Annotated in this window: 18 protein-coding genes; 11 read left to right on the top strand and 7 right to left on the bottom strand. The window is 57.0% G+C overall.

Annotated elements, in window-relative coordinates; genetic code table 11:
- Window positions 1-98 precede the first annotated feature (98 nt).
- The gene (locus tag ABGT88_RS04510; protein WP_255376493.1) at window positions 99-230 is read left to right on the top strand and encodes a hypothetical protein; all 132 of its coding nucleotides are present in this window, start codon (window positions 99-101) and stop codon (window positions 228-230) included.
- Between the two features lie 118 nt (window positions 231-348).
- Here the strand turns inward: ABGT88_RS04510 and ABGT88_RS04515 are convergent, their stop codons facing one another.
- Entirely contained in the window at window positions 349-642 is a 294-nt protein-coding gene (locus ABGT88_RS04515; RefSeq protein WP_025278172.1) for a Dabb family protein, read from the bottom strand.
- 15 nt (window positions 643-657) lie between these two features.
- On the bottom strand, window positions 658-2274 hold the full coding sequence (locus ABGT88_RS04520; protein WP_087408200.1) for an ABC-F family ATP-binding cassette domain-containing protein: 1617 nt from the start codon (window positions 2272-2274) through the stop codon (window positions 658-660).
- A 197-nt stretch (window positions 2275-2471) separates the two neighbouring features.
- On the opposite strand from ABGT88_RS04520, the gene ABGT88_RS04525 reads away from it, so the two are divergent.
- Together ABGT88_RS04525 and trmD are read left to right on the top strand one after the other, a co-directional pair.
- Window positions 2472-3611 carry a PDDEXK nuclease domain-containing protein gene (locus ABGT88_RS04525; protein ID WP_346700660.1) on the top strand — a complete coding sequence of 380 codons (1140 nt, stop codon included), beginning with the start codon at window positions 2472-2474 and terminating at the stop codon, window positions 3609-3611.
- 98 nt (window positions 3612-3709) lie between these two features.
- On the top strand, window positions 3710-4384 hold the full coding sequence (gene trmD / locus ABGT88_RS04530) for a tRNA (guanosine(37)-N1)-methyltransferase TrmD (RefSeq protein WP_206422479.1): 675 nt from the start codon (window positions 3710-3712) through the stop codon (window positions 4382-4384).
- Here the strand turns inward: trmD and pgl are convergent.
- From pgl to gnd, 3 genes are read right to left on the bottom strand one after another with little or no spacing between them, the layout of a single operon-like run.
- On the bottom strand, window positions 4376-5107 hold the full coding sequence (pgl, locus tag ABGT88_RS04535; protein ID WP_258326573.1) for a 6-phosphogluconolactonase: 732 nt from the start codon (window positions 5105-5107) through the stop codon (window positions 4376-4378). The genes trmD and pgl overlap by 9 nt on opposite strands.
- A complete protein-coding gene (gene zwf / locus ABGT88_RS04540) occupies window positions 5104-6624 on the bottom strand; it encodes a glucose-6-phosphate dehydrogenase (protein ID WP_346700662.1) in 1521 nt (506 codons plus the stop codon). Before zwf ends, pgl begins: the two co-directional genes overlap by 4 nt.
- Before the next feature lie 13 nt (window positions 6625-6637).
- The gene (gene gnd / locus ABGT88_RS04545) at window positions 6638-8098 is read right to left on the bottom strand and encodes a decarboxylating NADP(+)-dependent phosphogluconate dehydrogenase (RefSeq protein WP_298663371.1); all 1461 of its coding nucleotides are present in this window, start codon (window positions 8096-8098) and stop codon (window positions 6638-6640) included.
- Window positions 8099-8349: 251 nt separating this feature from the next.
- Here gnd and ABGT88_RS04550 point away from each other — a divergent pair, with 251 nt between their 5' ends.
- Window positions 8350-9855, top strand: coding sequence for a potassium/proton antiporter (locus ABGT88_RS04550; protein WP_346700664.1), 1506 nt, complete (start codon window positions 8350-8352; stop codon window positions 9853-9855).
- A 126-nt stretch (window positions 9856-9981) separates the two neighbouring features.
- On the opposite strand, the gene ABGT88_RS04555 is transcribed toward ABGT88_RS04550, so the two are convergent.
- Entirely contained in the window at window positions 9982-11424 is a 1443-nt protein-coding gene (locus ABGT88_RS04555; RefSeq protein ID WP_346700666.1) for a SusD/RagB family nutrient-binding outer membrane lipoprotein, read from the bottom strand.
- A gap of 20 nt (window positions 11425-11444) precedes the next feature.
- Window positions 11445-14654, bottom strand: coding sequence for a SusC/RagA family TonB-linked outer membrane protein (locus ABGT88_RS04560; RefSeq protein WP_346700668.1), 3210 nt, complete (start codon window positions 14652-14654; stop codon window positions 11445-11447).
- A 298-nt stretch (window positions 14655-14952) separates the two neighbouring features.
- Between ABGT88_RS04560 and ABGT88_RS04565 the strand changes: the two genes are divergently transcribed.
- From ABGT88_RS04565 to rodA, 7 genes are all read left to right on the top strand, one after another.
- On the top strand, window positions 14953-15918 hold the full coding sequence (locus ABGT88_RS04565) for an IS30 family transposase (RefSeq protein ID WP_346699950.1): 966 nt from the start codon (window positions 14953-14955) through the stop codon (window positions 15916-15918).
- Between the two features lie 130 nt (window positions 15919-16048).
- Window positions 16049-17572 carry a bifunctional phosphoribosylaminoimidazolecarboxamide formyltransferase/IMP cyclohydrolase gene (gene purH / locus ABGT88_RS04570; RefSeq protein ID WP_346700670.1) on the top strand — a complete coding sequence of 508 codons (1524 nt, stop codon included), beginning with the start codon at window positions 16049-16051 and terminating at the stop codon, window positions 17570-17572.
- Between the two features lie 28 nt (window positions 17573-17600).
- Window positions 17601-18620: a rod shape-determining protein gene (locus ABGT88_RS04575; RefSeq protein ID WP_087408191.1), complete on the top strand. Its 1020-nt coding sequence runs from the start codon at window positions 17601-17603 to the stop codon at window positions 18618-18620.
- Window positions 18621-18734: 114 nt separating this feature from the next.
- Window positions 18735-19580: a rod shape-determining protein MreC gene (gene mreC / locus ABGT88_RS04580; protein ID WP_087408190.1), complete on the top strand. Its 846-nt coding sequence runs from the start codon at window positions 18735-18737 to the stop codon at window positions 19578-19580.
- Window positions 19573-20091, top strand: a complete 519-nt coding sequence (mreD, locus tag ABGT88_RS04585) for a rod shape-determining protein MreD (protein ID WP_346700673.1) — start codon at window positions 19573-19575, stop codon at window positions 20089-20091. The genes mreC and mreD overlap by 8 nt, the downstream gene beginning before the upstream one ends.
- Window positions 20075-21937: a penicillin-binding protein 2 gene (gene mrdA / locus ABGT88_RS04590; RefSeq protein WP_087408188.1), complete on the top strand. Its 1863-nt coding sequence runs from the start codon at window positions 20075-20077 to the stop codon at window positions 21935-21937. Before mreD ends, mrdA begins: the two co-directional genes overlap by 17 nt.
- A complete protein-coding gene (gene rodA / locus ABGT88_RS04595) occupies window positions 21918-23369 on the top strand; it encodes a rod shape-determining protein RodA (protein WP_087408187.1) in 1452 nt (483 codons plus the stop codon). The genes mrdA and rodA overlap by 20 nt, the downstream gene beginning before the upstream one ends.
- The last annotated feature ends 217 nt before the right edge of the window (window positions 23370-23586 follow it).

Genomic DNA, 23586 nt, shown 5'->3' on the forward strand with positions numbered 1-23586 from the left:
ACATGTTTTTCTCGAAAATGGTATTATCTTTGTCCTTGTAAAAAGAGTAAAGAATAAATCGTTCCCCACAACGGGTGGAGAACACAAAAGGCTGAATTATGATGAAAGAACAAATGACAGTAGAGATGCTTCGGTATCAGATAGCGAAGTATCGTGCCATGGGAAATGGCGCCATGTGCCAGGAGTTAACAGCCCTGTTGCAACAAAAACTGGCAACTGCGGTTGCCTGACTTTTAGAAAAGATAGAGGCTCCCCACCAGGGTGGGTCGTATGACATACGACGAGAGCGAAAAACCGGGTTTCCCCGATTTTCCGCTCTCGTTTTTTTTATGTCGTTTCCGGCCGGGTTTAGCAGGTGTAGTCGACGCAGGCGCGGTCGGCCTTGTGACCGGCCAGCAGGCCGGCGGCAGCTACGTGAGCCGGGTGTTTGGCATAGGTCTCCACGTCGGCCATGCAGTCGACGGTAGCGGTGAGCACTACATCCCAGCTCTCGGCGGGATTCTCGTTGATACCCACTTCGATGCTGCGGAGCACGTCGATAACGGCGGGCAATTCGAGCAGGGCGTTTTTGAATCGGGTGGCCACCTCTTTGCGTTCCTCGGGTGTGCCGGTGAGTTTGAAAGTGACAATGTGTTTTACCATAACCGAATATCTTGTTTATAAGTTGTACAATCGTTCGCGGGCGGCCTGCACCTTTTCGTCGGTGATGTAGTCGTCGTAGTCCATCATCTTGTCGATGATGCCGCCGGGGGTGAGCTCGATGATGCGGTTGCAGACCGTCTGGATGAACTCGTGGTCGTGCGACGAGAGCAGCACGTTGCCCTTGAAGCTCTGCAACGTGTTGTTGAAGGCCTGTATCGACTCGAGGTCGAGGTGGTTGGTGGGCGAGTCGAGTATCATGGTGTTGGCATTCTTGAGCATCATGCGGGCAATCATGCAGCGCATCTTCTCACCACCCGAGAGGACCGAAGCCTTCTTGAGCAGCTCCTCGCCCGAGAAGAGCATGCGGCCCAGGAAGCCTTTGAGGTAGAGCTCACTGGTGTCTTCGGAGAACTGGGCCAGCCAGTCGATCAGATTCATGTCGGTGTTGAAAAACGAGCTGTTGTCGAGCGGCAGGTAGGCTGTGGTGATGGTCTGTCCCCACTCGTAGGTGCCGGCGTCGGGTTTCATCTCGCCGTTGATAATCTCGAAGAGGGCAGTCATGGCACGCGGGTCGTGCGAGATGAAGGCCACCTTGTCGTCCTTCTCGATCGAGAAGTTCACATCCTTGAAGAGCAGCGTGCCCTCGATCGACTTTTCGAGCCCTTTCACCTCGAGAATCTTGTTGCCCGGCTCGCGCGAGGGGGTGAAGATGATGCCCGGGTAGCGGCGCGACGAGGGTTGAATCTCCTCGATGGTAAGTTTCTCGAGCATCTTCTTGCGACTGGTGGTCTGTTTCGATTTGGCCACGTTGGCGCTGAACCGCTGGATAAACTCGAGCAGCTCCTTGCGCTTCTCCTCGGCCTTCTTGTTCTGTTGCTGTTGCTGACGCAGGGCCAACTGGCTCGACTCGTACCAGAAACTGTAGTTACCGGCAAAGAGTTGCACCTTGCCGAAGTCGATGTCGACCGTGTGGGTGCAGACCGAGTCGAGGAAGTGACGGTCGTGCGACACCACCAGCACGGTGTTCTCGAAGTTGGCGAGGTAGTTTTCGAGCCACATCACCGTCTCGAGGTCGAGGTCGTTGGTAGGCTCGTCGAGCAGCAGGTTGTCGGGGTGGCCGAAGAGGGCCTTGGCCAGCAGCACGCGCACCTTCTCCTTACCGCTCAAGTCCTTCATCAGCATGTAGTGCTTGTCTTCCTTGATGCCCAGGCCGCTCAGCAGGGTAGCGGCGTCGCTCTCGGCGTTCCACCCCTCGAGCTCGGCAAACTTCTCTTCAAGCTCGGCGGCGCGGATGCCGTCGGCATCGCTGAAGTCGGGTTTGGCATAGAGGGCATCCTTCTCCTGCATGATGTCCCACAGCACGGTGTGGCCCATCAGCACGGTATTGATGACGGTAAACTCGTCGAAAGCAAAGTGGTCCTGACTCAAGACCGAAAGTCGTTCGCCCGGCCCCAGGGTGACGGTGCCGTGCGTGGGCTCGAGCTGGTTGCTCAAGATGCGCATAAGGGTCGATTTCCCGGCGCCGTTGGCTCCGATAATGCCGTAGCAGTTGCCCGGGGTGAACTTCAAATTAACGTCTTGGAAAAGAACTCTTTTACCAAATTGAATACCTAAGTTGTTTACCGTAATCATCTTTTACCTGTTTTTCAGGGCGCAAAGGTAGCGCTTTTTTTCGAGATATAAATCATGTTCAAGCGAATAGCTCGAAATAGGGAAGAATAAATAAGAACAGATAGTGGTCGAATCGTATATAAATGATATATTTGTAAACCTCCGTTGGGGGAATGAAAAGAGTGTAAATCGAATTTTTTGAGGGCGTGCAAGCAGGTATGGAAATGAATAAATTGTCTGAGGCCAAATATGGTGAAGCCGTTCGAGCGATTAAAATTGCCATATTGCAGAGCCAATATCGGGCTGGCAAGCTCGTGAATAGGGAGCAGTTGGTTTTGTATTATGGTATTGGCCGTTATATTTCTCAAAATTCTCGTAAGGAATATTGGGGGACAGGGGCTATTGCATTTATCAGTAATAGATTGCAGATGGAGCTGCCTGGGCTCCGGGGCTTTTCGGAACGTAATTTGAAGAATATGCGCACGTTTTATGAAGAGTGGCAATCATTGGATTCTAAATCGGCAGTTGTAACTGCCGATTTACCAGAGGAAGGTTGTACAGAGGATGACAGTTCCGCAGAAATTCGGCAATTACAACTGCCGAACTTCAAAGATTTTCCGGTAGAGGAATTTTTCAAAATCGGTTTTACTCATCATATAGCCATCTTGTCGCAAGTTAAGTCCATTGAAGAGCGTTATTTCTACATAAAGCTAAGTGCTCGAGAATACCTGAGTGTCGATTCATTAAAACGGTTAATACGTGAGGATGTTTATCACAAGCAAGGTGCGTTGGCCAACAACTTTATGGAAAAGTTACCGACGGCCGAATTGGCTCGCAGGGCCGTAATGACGTTCAAAGATGAGTATCTGCTTGATTTTATCAATGTGGAAGAGCTCGGCGCTCGAGACATTGAGGATATAGATGAAAGAGTTGTAGAGAATAAGATTGTTCAGAATATCAAGAATTTCATTATGACCTTTGGTCGGGACTTTGCTTTTGTGGGAAATCAGTTTCAGGTCGAAGCGTTGGGCCATACGCATGTGATAGATTTGCTCTTTTTTAATCGGGAACTTTCGGCTTTGGTGGCTGTTGAACTGAAGACAGGGCCATTCAAAACGGCGTATCTCGGTCAGTTAAACATGTATTTGCGGGTATTGGACGATTTTGTGCGTAAGCCGAATGAAAATCCTTCGATAGGTATCGTGCTATGCAAAAGTGCCGATAAAGCGTATGCCGAATATGCGATTCGGGATTACGATAAGCCTATGGGAGTTGCTACCTATAAAACGGCATCGGATATGCCCGAACGGTTGAGAAAGGCTCTGCCCGATGTAGAGGATCTCAAAAAGTTGTTGTAAGAAATATGGCTTGATTGCATCGGGTGCGAGATTGCCCTTCCCGAGTTTGCGAAACCGGGGGAAAAGGCTACCTTTGCAGACAAATTGTGAGTGTTATGATGCGCATCGATATTATCACCGTACTGCCCGAATTGTTGCAGAGCCCGTTGAACTACTCCATTCTGAAGCGGGCGCAAGATAAGAAACTGGTCGAGATTGTGGTCCACAACCTGCGGGACTATTCGCTCGACAAGCACCGCAAGGTCGACGATTATCCCTTTGGGGGCGAGGCCGGTATGGTGATGCAGATCGAGCCGGTAGACCGGGCCATCACCCAGTTGAAGAGCGAGCGGGAGTACGACGAGGTGATTTTCACCACTCCCGATGGCGAACAGTTCGACCAGCCCATGGCCAACAGCCTCTCGATGGCGGGCAACCTCATTATTCTGTGCGGCCACTACAAGGGCATCGACTACCGCATACGCGAGCACTTCATCACCAAAGAGGTGTCGATAGGCGACTATGTGCTCACCGGCGGCGAGTTGGCGGCGGCCATCATGTGCGATGCCATCGTGCGGCTTATCCCCGGAGCCATCGGCGACGAGCAGTCGGCCCTCTCCGATTCGTTTCAGGACAACCTGCTGGCCCCGCCGGTCTATACGCGCCCGGCCGAGTACAAGGGGTGGCGTGTGCCCGACGTGCTGCTCTCGGGGCATCAGCGCAAAATCGATGAGTGGAAACACGAACAGTCGCTCGAGCGCACGCGTCGTCTGCGCCCCGACCTGTTAAAGTGACAGTTCCCGGCTGTGTAGTTCGATCTCGGTGAAGATAGTAGCCCGCGACGTGTGCGAGAGTATGTAGGTGGCGGGTGTCACCGTGGGTTCCTGGCGGGTAACCAGCCGGTGCAGCAGCTCTTTTTTCCGTTCCCCAACCAATGCAATGAGTATTTCGCGGGAGGCGAGTATCACTTCGCCGGTCTGCGTCACCCGGTATTGTCCGGTGACGGGTTGTTGCGATACGGCATAGAGGTCGTCCGAGCGTAGCAGGTCGGTGTCGTTGCCGAATATCGAGGCCACATGCTCGTCTTCGCCGATGCCCAGCAGGGTGCAGTCGAACCGTGGTACCCCCTCGTGGTCGGGCAGAAGCCCGGCAATGAGGCGGGCATATCGTTCGGCCTCCCGGGCGGGAGGCTCCTCGCCCCGGATGCGGTGGATGTGTTCGGGTGGTATTCCTACGGGGGTGAAAAACAGGTGATTGGCCCAATAGAAATTACTCTCCTCGCTGTCGGGCGACACACACCGCTCGTCTACCCAAAAGAAGTGCACGTTTTTCCAGCGCACGGGGTCGTTGTAGCGGCTGCGCCACAACGCAAAGAGCTGCTGTGCCGTCTCGCCGCCCGAGAGGGCCAGGTAGAAGGGTTTGCGGGTGCGGGCCGCTACCGATACGAGCAGAGCTTCGGTGAGGGCGATGAGCGATTTGGCGGCATCGGGGTAGAATTGTACGGGGGTCGAGTTCATGGGCGACGGGTATTACAAAGGGTACAGGCATTTTCTTCGAGCAGACAGGGATCGGGCAGGATGCGGTCGACCACCTCGCGGGGTATTTTGCAGCCGGCGGGGTAGGTGATGAGGCCTTCGTCTCCGTCGCGCTCCCAGCTCTCGAGCAGCGGAGCCAGGAAGTGCCAGCTCAGCTCCAGGGCATCGCTGCGCGAGTAGAGCAGCGAGTCGCCCCGCATGGCGTCGAGCAGCAGCCGTTCGTAGGCGCCGGGCAGGCGGGTCTCGATAAGCGACGAGTAGAAGAAGTCCATGCTCACCTGGCTCACCTCGAAGTTGGTGCCGGGTTGTTTCAGCCCGAAGCGCAGGCGGATGCTCTCGTCGGGTTGCAGGGTGATGACCAGCTGGTTGCACGAGTTGCCGCAGCACTGCCCCGGGAAGAAGGTGCGGGGTGTGTTGCGGAAGTGGATGACCACCTTCGACCGCTTCTCGGCCAGCCGTTTGCCGGTGTAGATGTAGATGGGCACGTCGGCCCAGCGCCAGTTGTCGATGTAGAGCTTGAGGGCTGCGAAGGTCTCGGTGGTCGATTGCGGGTCGACACGGGGTTCGTCGCGGTAGGCGGGTACCTTTTGACCGTCGACGGTGCCGGTCGCATATTGCCCCCGCAGGGTGTGGCGGGCGATGTCGTCGGGCGAGAGCGGCCGCAGCGAACGGAACACCTTGGCTATTTCGTCGCGAATGGCCTCGGGCTCGAAGGTGGCGGGCGGCTCCATGGCGATGAAGGCCATGATTTGCAGCAGATGGCTCTGCACCATGTCGCGCAGGGCCCCGGCCGAATCGTAGTAGAGACCGCGTTGCTCTACCCCCAGCGTCTCGGTAGCCGTGATTTCGATGTGGTCGATGTAGTTGCGGTTCCACAGCGGTTCCCAAATGCTGTTGGCAAAGCGCAGCACCAGAATGTTCTGCACCGTCTCCTTTCCCAGAAAGTGGTCGATGCGGTAGATTTCGCGCTCGGGGAAGATGGCGCAGAGCAGCCGGTCGAGCGCGCGGGCCTCGGCCTCGTTGCTGCCGTAGGGCTTCTCGATGATGATGCGTCGCCACCCCTCGGCCGACCGGTTTTGGTGCCGGGCCTCGATGGAGGAGGCGATTGTCGGATACATCACCGGCGGTGTGGCCAGATAGAAAAGCAGGTTGTCGTCGATGCCGGCGGCGTTGCGCAGTTGCTCAATCTCCCGGAACAGCGCTTCGTAGGCTTCGCCCCGGGTGGTGTCGCACACGATGTAGTAGACGCTGCGCAGGAAATCGGTCAGGTGCGGGTTGTCGATGGCATAGGTGGTGCGGTTTTGAATCATCGAGTCGAGGAGCGACTGGCGGAACTCCTCGGTATTCTGCCGGGTGCGGGCCACCCCCACGATGAGGAATTTCGCGGGGAGGAGTTTTCGCTCGAAAAGCTCGAAGAGGGCGGGGATGAGTTTGCGGTGAGTCAGGTCGCCCGAGGCGCCGAAAATCACCAGAATCTGACTGTCGGGTATTTTGTTCATAGCGGTTGTTTCGTTAATCGGGTTGGGTAGATTGGGGCGTGTGGGTCGGCTCGCGGCGGAGCCAGTCGGTGTGGAAAAGTACCCCCTCGGGGGCATCGACCCGTTCGTAGAGATGGGCCCCGAAGTAGTCGCGCTGGGCCTGTATGAGGTTGGCGGGCGACTTGGCACACCGCCAGCCGTCGAAGGCCGTAAGTGCTGCCGTCAGAGCCGGCAGGGCTACTCCGGCCGAGAGTGCCGCCCCCACCACTCGGCGCCAGGAGGGGAGGCAGAGGCTTATCTTCTCGCGGAAGTAGGGGTTGAAGAGCAACGGTTCGTAGTGGCCTGCCTGCCGGTATACGGTGGCAATCTCGCGGAGAAAACGCGATTGGATGATGCACCCCTTGCGCCAGATGGTGGCCAGGGTCGAGAGGTTGAGGTGCCAGTCGTACTGCACGGAGGTCTGGTAGAGCAGGTCGAACCCCTGGGCATAGGCCATGATTTTAGCGGCGTAGAGGGCATGGTGCAGGTCGTCGACATCGAGGTCGAGGAGGGGAGCCGGGTCGATGTCGGGGTAGAGCCTGTGTGCCCGGGTGCGCTCTTGCGCCCGGTCGGAGAGGAAGCGGGCAAAGACCGACTGGGTGGTGACGGAGAGCGGGGTGGCGCTGTCGAGGGCCGCTTCGACGCTCCATTTGCCGGTGCCTTTCTGGCGGGCCCGGTCGGCAATGCGGTCTATCAGATAGCCGCCGTCTTCCTCCCGATAGCGCAGGATGGGGGCGGTAATGCCGATGAGGTAGCTCTCCAGCACCCCTCTGTTCCACGCTTCGAAGGTGTCGGCCATCGCCTCGTGGTCGTTTTTCAGTTTGATGCGCAGCAGCGAGTAGGTCTCGGCGATGAGTTGCATGTCGCCGTATTCGATGCCGTTGTGTACCGTCTTGACAAAGTGTCCCGAGCCGTCGGGGCCTGTCCAGGCACAGCAGGGGGTACCGTCGTCGAGTCGGGCAGCGATAGCCTGCAACAGCGGCAGCACCTCGCCGGCCACCGCTTCGTCGCCGCCCGGCATGATCGAGGGGCCGTGCAAGGCTCCCTCTTCGCCACCCGAGATGCCGCATCCTACCAGGTAGATACCCTTCTCGCGCAGCGTCTGTTGCCGACGTCGGGTGTCGCGATAGTCGGAGTTGCCGCCGTCGATGACGATGTCGCCCCGCGACAGCAGCGGGAGCAGGGCGGCGAGGGTCTCGTCGACCGGTTCGCCGGCCCGAATCATCAACAGAATTTTGCGCGGCCTCTCGAGCGACTCCACCAGCTCGGCCAGCGAATAGGTGGGGTAAAACCGTTTCGCCTCGCCCTGGCTGGCCAGAAAGCGGTCGACGACCTGCGGCGTGTGGGGGTGCAGCCGGTTGTAGAGCGACACCCGGTAGCCTTTCGACTCGAGGTTGATGGCCAGGTTCTCGCCCATGACGGCCAGTCCCACGAGACCTATATCCGATTTTTTCATATTTGACGTGTGGTTAAAATGATTGTCTATTAAACACTTCTCAAAATCTTTTGTTCAAGGAGAAAAGGGGCGCTTTTATCTCCCCGCCGGAGGGTGTGGTGTTGTAGGTCTCGCGCTTTTTATTTATCTTTGTACCACGAAGAGAGGATGCGGCTCGGCATAGTCAAAGTAAAAACTGCGATTCCCTTTGCTCTTGCTCTCGACTTTCACTATCATTTATCTTTGATCCGTTTTTTCGAAAAGAGAGTTTTATGGTTATCAGTCCCGAAAATGTTTTGTTGGTAGGAGCCGTTTTGTTGTTCCTGAGTGTGCTTGTAGGTAAAACCGGTGCCCGGTTCGGAGTGCCTGCCCTGTTGCTGTTTCTGGGGGTGGGCATGTTGGCCGGCTCCGACGGGTTCGGCATCCACTTCGACAGTGCGCCGGCGGCCCAGTTTATCGGTACGGTGGCCCTGTGTATCATCCTGTTTTCGGGCGGTATGGATACCTCGTATCGCGAGATAAAACCGGTACTGGCCCCGGGTGTGACGCTGGCCACGCTGGGGGTGCTGATGACGACGGTCTTCACGGGACTTTTCATCTATTCGCTCTCCGATTTCCTGCCCGGCGATTTTCAGCTGGGGCTGCTCGAGTCGATGTTGCTGGCGGCCGTGATGTCGTCGACCGACTCGGCTTCGGTCTTTTCGATTCTGCGGTCGAAGGGCATTTCGCTGAAAGAGCGGTTGCGTCCCACGCTCGAGTTGGAGAGCGGCAGTAACGACCCCATGGCCTATATGCTCACCCTGCTGCTTATCCAGATTATCGAAATCGGTACGGTCGACTGGGGCGATGCCATCCTGCTGCTGGTGCTGCAACTGGTCGTAGGGGCGGCATTGGGTTTCGCGCTGGGGTATGCCATCGTGTGGGTGATCAACCGCATCGACGTGCCCAACGAGTCGCTCTATCCCGTGTTGCTGCTGGCCTGTGTCTTCTTTGTCTTTGCCTTTACCAACCTGTTGCAGGGCAACGGTTATCTGGCTGTCTATATCGCCGGGTTGGTGGTGGGCAACCGCAAGTTGGTGCACAAGCGTAGTCTCACCACCTTTTTTGACGGTTTTACCTGGCTGTTCCAGATTGTGATGTTCCTCACGCTGGGGTTGCTGGTCAACCCCTCGGAGCTGCCCGCCGTGGCCGGTGTGAGTCTGCTGGTCGCCCTCTTCATGATAGTGGTTTCGCGTCCGCTCTCGGTCTTTGTGAGTCTGCTGCCCTTCCGCAAGTTCACGACCCGGGCCCGCGTCTATATTTCGTGGGTGGGATTGCGGGGTGCCGTGCCCATCATCTTTGCCACCTATCCGCTCATGTCGGCCGAGATACCCAATGCCCGCATGATTTTCAACGTGGTCTTTTTCGTGACTATCGTCTCTCTGCTGGTGCAGGGCACCACCGTGAGTGCCATGGCCCGTTGGCTGGGACTGATTGGCAAGAGCGAGGAGAAGGAGATTTTCAACGTGGCGCTGCCCGATGAAATCAAGTCGGCCATGAGTGAGATAGAGCTGACCGAGGAGACGTTGGCGGGCGGCAATAAGCTGCTGAACCTCTCGCTGCCCGACAATACGCTGGTGGTGATGGTGAAGCGGGGCACGCAATATTTCGTACCTAAAGGGCATACTCAGCTCGAGCCGGGCGACCGGCTGCTGGTCATCTCGGACAACGACGAGGAGCTGCGCCGCAGCTACGAGAGCCTGGGCATCAGCCGCTATACCATGCGCAAGAACCGATAAATGCCGCGGCTTGTCTCGAGGATAACCGCGATAGGATAAACGACCGGCTCCGCCCCGGGGAGATTCCCCCGGAAGCGGAGCCGGCTGCTTTTGAAAGGTTGACAATGACAGACTTTGTTCGATTCGCTATCGGCTGCCTCCGGCCCACCACACTGGTTCGGTGGTGACGTAGTCGCCGTTGCCGTAGGCCTGGGCCACATGGTCGTTGCTCACCACGTCGCTGTTGCCGTAGGGGAGCCGCAGCGGGAAGGGCAGGGGATTGGCGAGCGGCAGGAGGTCACCCTCGCCCATGGCCAGGAGGCGCCGGTAGTCGTGGTAGGTCTCCAGCACCTCGCCCTCGTAGCAGGCCAGATACTTCTGGTTGATGATTTCGCCGAGGGGGTCGGCCTCGAAGCGGGGCAGGACGACGTTCTGGAAATAGTCGTCGGCCTCACTGGCCGAGAGACCCACCTGGGCAAAGGCGGCCACCACGGCGTTGTAGAGCGAGCCGATGGCATCGCCGGTCTGGCCCAGTCGGGTTTGCGCCTCGGCCTTGACAAACTGCAATTCGTGGTAGCTGAGCAGCAGGGTGGGGCGTGTAGGCGAGAGCAGACCCGATATGCCGTAGTAGCCCTGCCGTTGCTCGGGTGCGCCGTTGGGGGCGAACACCAGTTGGCCGGTACCGGGATAGGCTTTGAAGAAGAGGCTTTCGCGCGGGTCGTTCCGCTCGACGAGCTTCTGGTGCAGGCTCTCGCTGGCCCCGAAGTAGCGGCGGTTCAGGTAGAAGGCATAGAAGGGGTTGATCGACGAGCTGCCGTCGTAGGGGTAGGCCAGTTGTTCGTCGGATGAGACAAAGGAGCTGTCGGCATAGTCGATTACCTGGTCGTAGCGCGGTTCGCGGAAGGAGAGGCGGAGGGCATAGCGGGCCTTCAGACCATAGGCTGCCTTGATCCAGAGCTCGGCCTGTCGGTCGGCATCGAGCGAGCCGTAGATGAGGTCTTGCGTCCCCACCGGGGTGAGGGTAGCCAGATCCTCTTTCCGCAGGTTGTCGATAGCCTCGTCGAGCAGGTCGAAGACATCCTGGTAGATGGACTCCTGACTGTCGAGCTTCGGTTGGTAAACGGCACCGGGTTGCAGGGCTTCGCTCCAGGGAATATCGCCCATGAGGTCGGTGAGGGTAGCCAGGTTCAGCGCCGTGAGCACCTGAGCCATACCCAGCAGATGGTTCGAGCCCGCCTCGGCACCGCCGGCTGCGCAGCGTTCGCGGATAATCCTGAGGGCGAGCAGGTTGCGGTAGGTGGCATTCCAGGCGTTGTTGAAGGTAGCGGCCGAGTAGACCTCGGCGAGACGCATCTCGGCGTTGTACATCTGGTTGAAGATGCCCGCCTGCTGTTCCATGTAAACAGCCGTATAGAAGGCGAAGTCGCCCGAAACGACACTGACGGCCGAAGCCGTTTCGGCATCGGTGAGGAGGTAGCGGGCCGGCACCTCTTCGGGGTCGTTTTCGTTGCGGTTGAGGCGGTCCATCACGTCGTCGGTACAGGCGGTGAGCAGGCTGGCGGCGCAGAAGATATAGATGAGCTTTTTCATATCCATGTCGTGTTTGAAGGTTAGAAAGTTACAGTGAGTCCCCCTCCGTAGCTCGAGGTCTGGGGCAGGGAGAATCGCTCGAAGGTACCGCTCATGTTGTTGTTGCCCTGCGACGACTCGGGGTCGAGGTTGGGCATCTTGGCCCACAGCAGCACGTTGCGGGCAAAGGCAAAAAGCGAGATGTCGAATATTCCGACGCGGGGGAACTGGTATTTGACGGTGAGGTCGCGCAGTTTGAAGAACGAAGCGTCGTAGATGTACGACTCGTCGATGTTTCCCAGCACGTCGGCATAGAGGGTCTCGTAGGCTCCGGCATCGTCGGCTCCGCCCCGCACGATGTCGTTGGGGATGCCGTCGGCCTTATAGCCGGGATAGACGAAGGGGGTGGTGCGCTCTTCGGTCTTCTTGCTGATGCCGTAGAGGTCCATCAGGCCGTTGGTGCCCGAATACATGTCGCCGCCGTGCCGCCATGAGAAGGTGGCCGAGAGCGAAAGCCGCTTGTAGCGGAACGAGGTGTTGATGCCCATCGTGAAATCGGGGGCGCACTGCCCGATGACCTGCGGGTTGCCCGAAGCCATGGGCATGCCGTAGGTAGCGCTGTTGGGGTCTTCGTCGACCAGGATGCGGCCCTGGCTGTCGCGCTTGAAGGCGGTACCGTAGATGACCGGGTAGTAGTCGCCCACACCGGCCCGGACCTGCGGCGTGACGAAGCCGCCGAGGAAGATGTTGGTCACACCAGGAGCCAGCTCGTCGACCCGGTTGCGGATGACGGTGAAGTTGACTCCCAGGTCCCAGGTGATGTCGGCCGTGGAGTAAATCTCGCCGTTCAGCTCTATCTCGTGGGCGTCGGTGTGTATCTTACCGCCGTTGGTCACGTATTGGGCGGCGCCGGTCGAACCGGCCAGCGGCACGGGGAATATCTGGTTCTTGATGTTCTGCCGCGAGAAGGTGTAGCTGGCGGCAAGCCGGTTGTGGAAGAGCCGCAGGTCGAATCCCGCTTCGAACGAGTTGGTGTTCTGGGGCGTCAGGTCGGGGTCGTACAGCTCGGCATAAGGCACATAAGCGGTAATGCCGTTGAGGGGGTAGAGTATGGGCGGATTGCTCCAGAAGCCGCCGGTATAGCTGGGGGTGACGTAGTAGTTGTTGTAGTAGCGGCCTGCCTGCCCTACCTGGGCAAACGAGCCCCGCACCTTGGCAAAGGTGAGGACGGGGTTTCCCTGCAGAGGTTCCAGTTCGGTGAGCACATAGGCTACCGACACCGAGGGGTAGAAGAAGGCGCGGTGGCCGCGGGGCATGGTCGACACCACATCTTCACGGCCGGTGACGTTGAGGTAGGCCTGGTCGCGCCACGAGAGGGTGGCGTTGCCGAAGAATCCCACCGTGCGGGCCCGCAGTACCGAGGTCGATGCGCTCTGTATCGCGGTGTTCTGTATCGTGGGGTTGCCGCCGAAGTTGAAGCTCTGGCCGTAGTCTTCGTAAAAGGCTTTGTTTTCCTGGTTGATTTCGTTGCCCACCATGGCCGTGAGGTGCCAGTCGTCGGTGATGTTCATCTCGTAGTTGACGGTAAAGAGCGAGTTGAAGATGACGTTGGTCACGCCGTTCGACTCGATGCTGCCGGCCTGCCCCTGCGAACCGTATTCGTAGATGTTTTTGTAGCGCGAGGTGTAGGCGTCGATACCGATTTGCCAGCGGGTCGAGAGTTTTTTGTCGCTGCTCCAGTCAATCCGGGGGGTATACTCGACAAAGGTGTTGCCGAAGAAGCGGTGCGTGTTCTCGTTGAACGAGTTGTGCCGCGTGGCCCAGTAGGGGTTGTTGAAGGTGAGCGAGCGGTAGTTGATTTGGGTATAGGGGTCTTCGGGCAGCGCGTAGGGAATGCCCCGCAGGTTGTAGCTGGGCGGTGCGCCGTAGACGGCACCCAGCACGCCGCTGTTGGCGGTGGGGGCCTTGTCGATGTTGTTGCGCACGAAGTTGGACGAGAAGCCGGTCTTCCACTCTTCGCTAAGGTTGACCTCGGCCATGCCCCGCACCGAGTAGCGGGTGAGGCCGGTCGAGGGAATCACGCCGTCCTGTTGGGCGGTGCCGATACCGAACGAGTAGTTACCCTTCTCGAACCGCTGGCTGATGTTGAGCGAGGTGTTGAAGGTGACCCCCGTGCGGAAGAAGTCGCCGATGTTGTCGTAGACGTCGGGGGCTACCCAGGGATTTTCGCCCGCCTGGGCCAGCTGGGGCACATAGTAGAGGCCTTGGGTCCCCGAGGTGTCGTAGTTGTTCAAGGCCGTGGCCACGTTGCCGCCATAGGTGGGGTCGTCGGGCAGAGCATCGATGCGGGGGCCCCAGCTCATCGACGAGGTGGGGTCGAACCGTTGGGCCTGCTGCGAGTCGCTGTAATAGCCCTGGGCCCACTGCTTCTGCACCTGCGGGCGGCGCGACAGCGTCTCGGCACTGAGGTTGGTGGTGAAGGTGACGTGAGGTCGCCCGATCGAGAGCCCGCGCCCGCTCTTGGTGGTGATGACCACCACACCGTTCGAGGCCCGGATGCCGTAGAGGGCGGCCGCCGCCTGCCCCTTGAGCACGTTGATGCTCTCGATGTCGTTGGGGTCGATGTCGATGGAGCGGTCGGCAATATCGGTGCCGCTCACGCTCTGGCCGGTCGAGAAGTCGGGGGTCGACTGGATGGGCATGCCGTCGACCACATAGAGCGGGGTGTTGTTGCCGGTAAAGGAGCGGGCTCCCCGGATGACCACTTGCGACGAGGCCCCCGGCATGCCGCTCGAGGGTACAATCTCCACGCCCGACAGTTTGCCCTGCATGGCGTCGGAGAGGCCGGTGGTACCCGCCTTGTTCAGTTCGTTGCCTTTCAGGTCCTGGGCGGCATAGCCCAGCCCCTTGCGGTCGCGCTTCATACCCAGGGCGGTGACTACCACCTCGTCGATTTTGTGGTCGGCATTCTCGAGTACGATCTCCATGCGGTCGGCAATGGGAACCTGCCGGGTAGCCATGCCCACGTACGAGACGGTCACCTCGCGGGCCGAGTCGGGAACCCGGAGGGTAAAGTTGCCGTCGAGGTCGGTACTGGTGCCTATCGAGGTACCCGGTACGAGTATGGTGGCCCCGATGATGGGTTCGTTGTCGTCGGCAAAGATAACCTGGCCGGTGATGGTACGCTCTTGTGCCCCGACGACGGAAACCGCACAGGCCAGCAGCGCCAGAAATAGACTTAGTTTTTTCATAATCGTTCTCTTTTTTCGGGTTAAAGAGTATGTTTTTTTGAGAAAGGATAACGAGCGCGCCTCCCCTTTTGTTCGATATTCGTAGGCGATAACCTTGTTAAAAGAGAGTCCTATAAAAAGATTTGTGAAGAATCCAAATCAAAACGCAACGTTTTTCGAGTAAGGAAGGAACAAGAACTATGAAAAACACTGCGGGGGAAGCCATAGCGGCGGGGGCGCAAAGCCCCTGAGAGCGTCCAACAGCAATACAAAAAAGGGAGACCGAAATCTCCCTACGATTAATTAATTTTGTATTGCCATGTCAAATCAACTAATCGAAGCCCAAAGATATGAAATATATCTTGGTCTGAAAAGGAAATGGAGCCGTTCTCGCATAGCAGAGGAAATAGGAGTATCAAAATCGACAGTCAGTCGGGAAATCAGGCGCAACTCAAAGCCGGAAGGAGAGTATATATGGAAATATGCTCAGAGGCAGTGTGATAGCCGCAAGCACGGATTTAAGGGCCATCACAGGAAACCGGAAGATCTATGGTGGCGAATTGAGCGCATGATCGAAGAGGAGGAATGGTCTCCGGCCCAGATAGCGGGAGTACTCAGGAAAGAAGGTATCCACATCGCCAAGCAGACCATCTACAACCATGTCCATGCCGATACGACCGGGAAACTGGCTCTGCATATGCCTCATGGGCTCAAATACAAAAAGCGAGGCAAAATCCTGTGTCCGACAAAAGCGACCAATATACCCAACCGCACAAGCATACACGAGCGCCCCAAGGAGGCAGACGGAACCCGATTCGGCGATTGGGAAATGGACACCATCATCGACTCCTGCGGTCATGCCATCGTCACCCTAACCGAACGTTCGACCAATTTCATACTCATGGAAAAGTTGCCTCAGGGACGGAAAGCCCTACCGACGGCCCGGGCGGTCATCCGACTGCTGTTCCCATATAGGCAAACGATACATACGATTACCACCGACAACGGTTGTGAATTTGCAGCACATCAGGAGATAACCAAACAACTCAGCCTCAAAGGTAGGCCGCCAGTTAAGGTTTATTTTACGGATGCTTATTCAGCCTGGCAGAAAGGAGCCATTGAGAATGCAAACAAGCTTATTCGGAAATATATCCCAAAAAAGGCCAACTTTCAGGATTTCTCCGACTGGAAAATCAAAGAGATACAAAAGAAATTGAATCGAAGACCTCGGGAAAAACTTAATTTTGATTCGCCCAAATACAGATTCTTCATAAACGTTTTGTAGTTTTGCATTTGCTGTTGGACTCTACCCTATAAAAAGATTTGGCTCTTGATGAAAAACTTTCGCCGATTATGCAAGGCAAAACCTATATATTTTTGTATTTTTGTGGCAAATTTATATGGTGTAATGCTTTATGCTTGAAAATAAGAAAATTAAAACAGCTCTTGTCTCGGTTTTTCATAAAGATGGCTTAGACGAAATTTTGAAACTCTTACATGCCGAAGGAGTAGAATTTATCTCGACCGGCGGCACGCAGTCGTTTATCGAATCGCTGGGAATCCCTTGCGGTGCAGTCGAGGACCTGACCGGTTATCCCTCTATTCTGGGCGGCCGGGTAAAGACCCTTCACCCCAAAGTGTTCGGCGGAATCCTCAACCGTCGGGAGAATGAAACCGACCAACAGCAAATCGCTCAATACGAAATACCTTCGATCGATCTGGTAATCGTCGACCTCTATCCGTTTGAAGAGACGGTAGCTTCGGGTGCCGACGAGAGCGCCATCATCGAGAAGATAGATATAGGCGGTATCTCGCTCATCCGGGCCGCTGCCAAGAATTACAAGGATGTAGTCATCGTGGCTTCGAAAGCCCAATATGCCCCGCTGCTCTCGCTGCTGAAAGAGAAGGGTGCCAACACCTCGCTCGAAGACCGCCGCTGGTTTGCCAAAGAGGCATTCGCTGTGTCGTCGGGCTACGACAGCGCCATCTTCAACTACTTCGACGGTGGCGAAGGCTCGGCCTTCCGCTATGCCGGCAACCACGCCAAGGTGCTGCGCTACGGCGAGAATCCCCACCAGAAGGGTGTATTCTATGGCAACTTCGACGAGATGTTCGAGCAACTCCACGGCAAGGAGATTTCGTACAACAACCTGCTCGACATCGATGCCGCCGTTTCGCTGATTTCGGAATTTGACGAGACCACCTTCGCCATTCTGAAACACAACAACGCCTGCGGTCTGGCCTCGCGCGACACGCTGCTCGAGGCTTGGAAAGATGCCCTGGCCGGCGACCCCGTATCGGCTTTCGGCGGTGTGCTCATCACCAACCGTCCGGTCGACAAGGCTACGGCCGAGGAGATGCACAAAATCTTCTTCGAGGTGTGCATCGCTCCGGCTTACGACCCCGAGGCCCTCGCCATTTTGGAGCAGAAGAAAAACCGCATCGTGCTCGTGCAGAAACCCTTCCAGGCTCCTGCCCGTCAGTTCCGCTCGCTGCTCAACGGCGTGCTGGTACAAGACCGCGACCTCTATCGCGAGAAACCCGAGGAGCTGCGCCAGGTAACCGACAAGTCGGTAACTCCTGCCGAAGTCGAAGACCTGCTGTTTGCCAACAAGATTGTAAAACATAGCAAATCGAACGCCATCGTACTGGCCAAGAACCGTCAGCTCTGCGCCAGCGGTATCGGTCAGACCTCGCGTGTCGACGCCCTGCGTCAGGCCATCGAGAAGGCCCGTTCGTTCCACTTCGATTTGCAGGGAGCCGTGATGGCATCCGATGCCTTCTTCCCCTTTGCCGACTGTGTGGAGATAGCCCACGAGGCCGGGGTAAATGCCGTGATACAACCGGGCGGTTCGATTCGCGACAACGAGTCGGTCGACTATTGCAACAAGAACGGCATGGCTATGGTGATGACCGGCATACGGCACTTCAAACACTAATATTAAACATTAAAAAAGAATAGTCAATATGGGATTGTTTTCTTTCACGCAGGAGATAGCCATCGACTTGGGTACGGCCAATACGGTGATTATCCACAACGACAAGATTGTGGTCGATGAGCCGTCGGTGGTTGCGTTGGACAAGCGTACCGACAAGCTGCTGGCAGTCGGGGAAAAAGCTCGTTTGATGTATGAAAAGACTCATGAGAACATACGCACGATACGCCCCTTGCGCGACGGTGTGATTGCCGACTTCTACGCTGCCGAGCAGATGATTCGCGGCATGGTGAAGATGGTAAGCTCGAAGAGCCACTGGTTTTCGCCCTCGCTGCGTATGGTGATAGGTATCCCTTCGGGTAGTACCGAAGTCGAGATTCGTGCCGTGCGCGACTCGTCGGAGCATGCCGGCGGCCGCGACGTCTACATGATTTACGAGCCTATGGCTGCTGCCATCGGTATCGGTCTCGACGTGTTGGCTCCCGAGGGCAACATGATTGTAGATATAGGTGGCGGTACGACCGAAATCGCCGTGATTTCGCTGGGCGGTATCGTGTCGAACAACTCGATACGGGTAGCCGGCGACGACCTGACGAGCGATATTCAGGAGTACATGGGTCGCCAGCACAATGTGAAGGTGGGCGAGCGTACGGCCGAGATGATCAAGATCAACGTCGGTTCGGCTCTGACCGAGCTCGACAATCCCCCCGAGGATTACGTGGTGCACGGTCCCAACCGCATGACGGCCCTGCCGATGGAGGTACCCGTTTCGTATCAGGAGATTGCCCACTGTATCGAAAAGTCGATTTCGAAAATCGAGGCTGCCGTACTCAACGCCCTCGAGCATACCCCCCCCGAACTCTATGCCGACATCGTGCGCAACGGTATCTGGCTGGCCGGTGGCGGTGCCCTGCTGAGAGGCTTGGACAAACGGTTGACCGACAAGATAGGTATCCCCTTCCGCATTGCCGACGATCCCCTGCATGCTGTGGCCAAAGGCACGGGCGTGGCTTTGAAGAACATAGACCAGTTCTCGTTCCTCATCCGATAAGAGCGGACGACGAGAGGGCCGGGTTGTCCCGGCCGGGTATGACAAGTATAGAGACGAGTTACAGAGGCCGAAAAAGCCTTTGTAACTCGTTGTTGGTAGACAAACGAGGAAACAATGCGCAATTTGATCGATTTTTTGTGGCGACATAGCTCATGGATTGTTTTTGCATTCTATGTGGTGCTCAGTTGCGTCTTGTTGTTCGGGCGCAATCCCTATCAGCGCAGTGTCTACTTCTCGTCGGCCAACCGGGTGGCGGTGGTGGTCTACGACTTGCAGTCGGAGGTCACCTCGTATCTGGGCTTGCGCCAGGCCAACCGCGACCTGCAGCTGCGCAACGGTGAGCTCGAGATGGAGGTGGTCAACCTGAAGGAGCAGCTCAACAGCTACCGGGCTGCAGCGGGCAAGGATACGATTCCGGCCGACTCGGTGCTGCACGACTACGATTTCGTGGTGGCTCGCGTGGTGAACAACAGCGTGGCCCAGACCAACAACTACATCACCATAGACAAAGGGCGTGCCGAAGGCATAGAGCCCGAGATGGGGGTGGTCGACCAGAACGGTGTGGTGGGCATCATCAACGTGGTGGGCGAGCATCATGCCGTGGCTATCTCGGTGCTGAATCCCAAGTTGCGCCTCAGTTGCAAGGTGAAGGGGAGCGACTACTTCGGGTCGCTGGTGTGGGACGCCGTGAGTCCCCGCTATGCCGTGCTCGAGGAGATGCCCCGTCATGTCGAGTTTGCCCCGGGCGACACGATTGTGACCAGCGGCTACTCGTCGGTATTCCCCGAAGGGTTGATGATTGGAGTCATCAGCGACTACAAGAAGCAGCGCGACGACAACTTCTACGCGCTGCGGGTGAAATTGAGTACCGACTTCAGCTGTTTGGGATATGTGCGCATCATCTCGAACCGCATGAAAGAGGAGCAAGACCAACTGGAAAAGGAGGCCCGCTATGAGTAACTGGCTGCGATACCTGTTTCTGTTTATCGTCATGGTGCTGTTGCAGGTGACGATTGGCAACGACATACATCTGTTCGGGGTAGCCATACCCTTCTTTTACATCTACTTTATTTTGCGGCTGCCCTTGTCGCTCTCGATTAACTGGACCCTCACGCTGGCTTTTGTGCTGGGTCTCACAATCGACATCTTCAGCAACACGCCGGGTATGAATGCCCTCGCGTGTGTGGTGATGGCGGCTTTGCGCAAGCCGGTGTTGAACCTCTATACGCCGCGAGGCGAAGATTATGCCGAGGCGATTCCGTCGATTCGCAGCTTCGGCATGTCGCTCTATGTGCGGTATCTCCTCACGCTTTCGCTCTGTTTCTGCGTGGTGCTGTTTCTGGTCGAGTCGTTGAGCCTGCTCAACGTCGGGCGGCTCATCCTTCGGGTCGTAGCCAGTACCGCACTGACGTTTCTGGTGGTTTTGGGAATGGACAGTTTAACGAAGATCGGACGTGAGAAAAGATTATAAGCTGGCCAAACGCAAATATGTAATCGGGGGCATCGTGCTGGCGGTAGCCTGTATCTACATCGTGCGCCTCTTTTCGTTGCAGGTACTCAACGACGATTACAAGCAGTATGCCGACGGCAATGCCTTCTTGAAAAAGACCCAATATCCCTCGCGAGGCCTCATCTACGACCGCACCGGCAAGCTGCTGGTGTTCAACCAGCCGGCCTACGACGTGATGATGATTGTGCGCGAGGTGCGTCCCTTCGATACGCTCGACTTCTGCCGCACGTTGGGTATCACCCGCGAGCAGTTCGACAAGCGCATGGAGGACATGAAGAACCCGCGGCTCAATCCCGGATACTCCTCCTATACGCCCCAGACTTTCATGACACAGCTCTCGGCCCAGGATTATGGCCGCCTGCAGGAGAAGCTCTACCGATTCCCCGGCTTCTTCATCCAGAACCGCATGCTGCGCCAGTATGCTTACCCCGTGGCGGCCAATGTGCTGGGCAACATCCGCGAGGTGTCGCCCCGCGACATCGAGCGCGACGACTACTACAAGCGGGGCGACTACACGGGCGACCTGGGTATCGAGCGGTCGTACGAGCAGGTGCTGCGTGGCGAAAAGGGGGTGGAGATTCTCTTGCGCGATGCCCACGGCCGCATCAAGGGACGGTATGAGGATGGCCGCTACGACGTGGCCCCCGTATCGGGTAAGAACCTGAAGCTCTCGATCGACATCGAGCTGCAGGCCTATGGCGAGAAGCTGATGCAGAACAAGATAGGTGCCATCGTGGCCATCGAGCCCTCGACGGGCGAGGTGCTGGCCATGGTTTCGAGCCCCACCTACGACCCCTCGATGCTGGTGGGGCGCGAACGGGGCAAGAACTACCTGAAGCTGAATCGCGACAAATACAAACCGCTCTACGACCGGGCGCTGATGGCCGCTTATCCGCCGGGCTCGACCTTCAAACCCACGCAGGGGCTCATCTTCCTCAACGAGGGTATCATCACCGAGAACACGCTCTATCCCTGCTACCACGGTTTCGTGGCGGGACGGTTGAAGGTGGGATGCCACGGGCACGCTTCGCCTCTGGCGTTGAGGCCGGCCCTGCAAACCTCGTGCAACGCCTTTTTCTGCTACGGGTTGCGCTCGATGATCGACAACCGCACCAAGTACAAGTCGGCCGCCGAGGCCTTCAACATCTGGAAGGATTATCTGGTCTCGATGGGCTACGGCTACCGGCTGGGCATAGACCTGCCGGGCGAGAGTCGCGGTTTTATTCCGAACAGCAACTACTACAACAACATATACGGCGAGAACCGCTGGAGCGCCCTCACCATCATATCGGTGGCCATCGGGCAGGGCGAGGTGCTGGCCACCCCGTTGCAGATTGCCAATCTGGCGGCCACCATCGCCAACCGGGGCCATTACTACACGCCCCACCTCATTCGCGAGATACAAGACTCGACCATCAGTGCCGAGTATACCACCCCCAAGCACACGATGGTCGACGCGCACTACTACGACTATGTGGTCGAGGGTATGCGCATGGCGGTGACCGGCGGTACCTGCCGCATCGGGGCCATTCCCGGAGTCGAGGTGTGCGGCAAGACGGGTACGGCTCAGAACCCTCACGGCAAAGACCACTCGGCCTTCATGGGGTTTGCTCCCATGAACAACCCCAAGATTGCGATTGCCGTGTATGTCGAGAATGCCGGCTTCGGGGCCACCTACGGCGTGCCTATCGGGAGCTTGATGATGGAGATGTATCTGAACCGGGAGATTGCCCCGGAGCGGAAATATCTCGAAGAACGTATGTTACAGTCCAATACGATTATTTACAGTGGAGTCAAGAAGCACTAACATATGGCGTTCGATCGACTGGATGACGGTGATTCTCTACCTCATCCTCATCTTTTGCGGCTGGGTGAGTATCTATGCCGCCAGCTACGACTTCGACAATGCCAGTATTTTCGATTTTGCCGAGCGGTCGGGCAAGCAGCTCATGTGGATAGGGCTCTCGCTCATGCTGGCCTTTATGATTCTGATGGTCGACTTCAGGGTCTATGAAGCCTATGCCTACCTCTTTTACGGCATTCTGATACTGCTGTTGATTGCCACCATATTTCTGGCCCCCGACATCAAGGGGTCGCACTCGTGGCTGGTGCTGGGGCCGGTGAGTTTGCAGCCGGCCGAGTTTGCCAAGTTTGCCACGGCGCTCGCCCTGGCCAAGTCGTTCGGGACCTACGGCTTTTCGCTGAAGAACCGGCGCGACCTCATCCAGGCCATCTGCATCATCGTGCTGCCTATTGTCCTGATTATTGCCCAGAAGGAGACCGGGTCGGCTCTGGTCTTTGCTTCGCTCATCTTTGTGCTTTATCGCGAGGGTCTGTCGGGGCTCTTCCTCTTCTACGGGCTGTGTGCCATCGTTTACTTTGTGGTGGCGGTCAAGTATTCGGGCCTCATGTGGGGGAGTGTGGCGGCCGGCGAGGTGCTGGTGTTTATCCTCATCTTCCTGGTGGTGGCCGGTATGCTGTTGCTCTATCAGAAGAACGGACGGGCTGCCCGGTATCTGCTGTGGGGCTATCTGGCCGTAGGGCTGGTGTGCGGTGTGCTGCTCTACTTCGACGTGCCGGTCAATCTGCTCTATGTGTGCATAGGGGCTACGGTGGCTACGACGGTGTATCTGCTGGTGCTTTACTTCTCGACCCGCTCGTTGCGCGTGCTCACCATACTGGCTACGGCGCTCGTGTCGGTGGTTTTCCTCTTCTCGGTCGACTATGCCTTCAACGAGGTACTGGAGCCTCACCAGCAAAAGCGTATCAAGGTGGCACTGGGTATGGAGGAGGACCTGCGGGGTGCCGGCTATAACGTGAACCAGTCGAAGATTGCCATCGGGTCGGGCGGCTTCTGGGGGAAGGGTTTCCTCAACGGAACACAGACCAAGCTGAAGTATGTGCCCGAGCAGGATACCGACTTTATCTTCTGTACCATCGGCGAAGAGGAGGGATTCTGGGGAGCTGTGGGGGTGATTCTGCTCTTTGTGACCCTTATCTTCCGCCTCATTGCTATCGGTGAGCGACAGCACTCGGCCTTTGGTCGGGTCTACGCCTATTGTGTGGTGTCGATACTCTTTTTCCACCTGGCGGTGAATGTGGGTATGGTCATCGGGTTGTGCCCGGTGATAGGGATACCTTTGCCCTTCTTCAGCTATGGCGGCTCGTCGTTGTGGGGATTTACCATTCTGCTCTTTGTGCTGTTGCGTATCGATGCGTCGCGCACCGAGCGCCATTAGTCCTGTCGGTTCCCGGTCATGCCCTTTTTGCCGGGCGTTGGTTGTGAGTCGCAATAGTTTCTGTACAGAATTTTTTTTGAGAGTGGGGATGGCCCATTCTATCGGAGTTGTACCGTATTTTTGAGCTTCAAAAATAGGAGATTGAGAATGTTAATTTTTAACCCCTCTTATGCACTTTTTAGAAATTAGTTTTATATTTGTAAGGTGAAGTTTGCAT

This window comes from Barnesiella sp. An22, assembly GCF_963931395.1.
Lineage (GTDB): Bacteria > Bacteroidota > Bacteroidia > Bacteroidales > Barnesiellaceae > Barnesiella > Barnesiella merdigallinarum.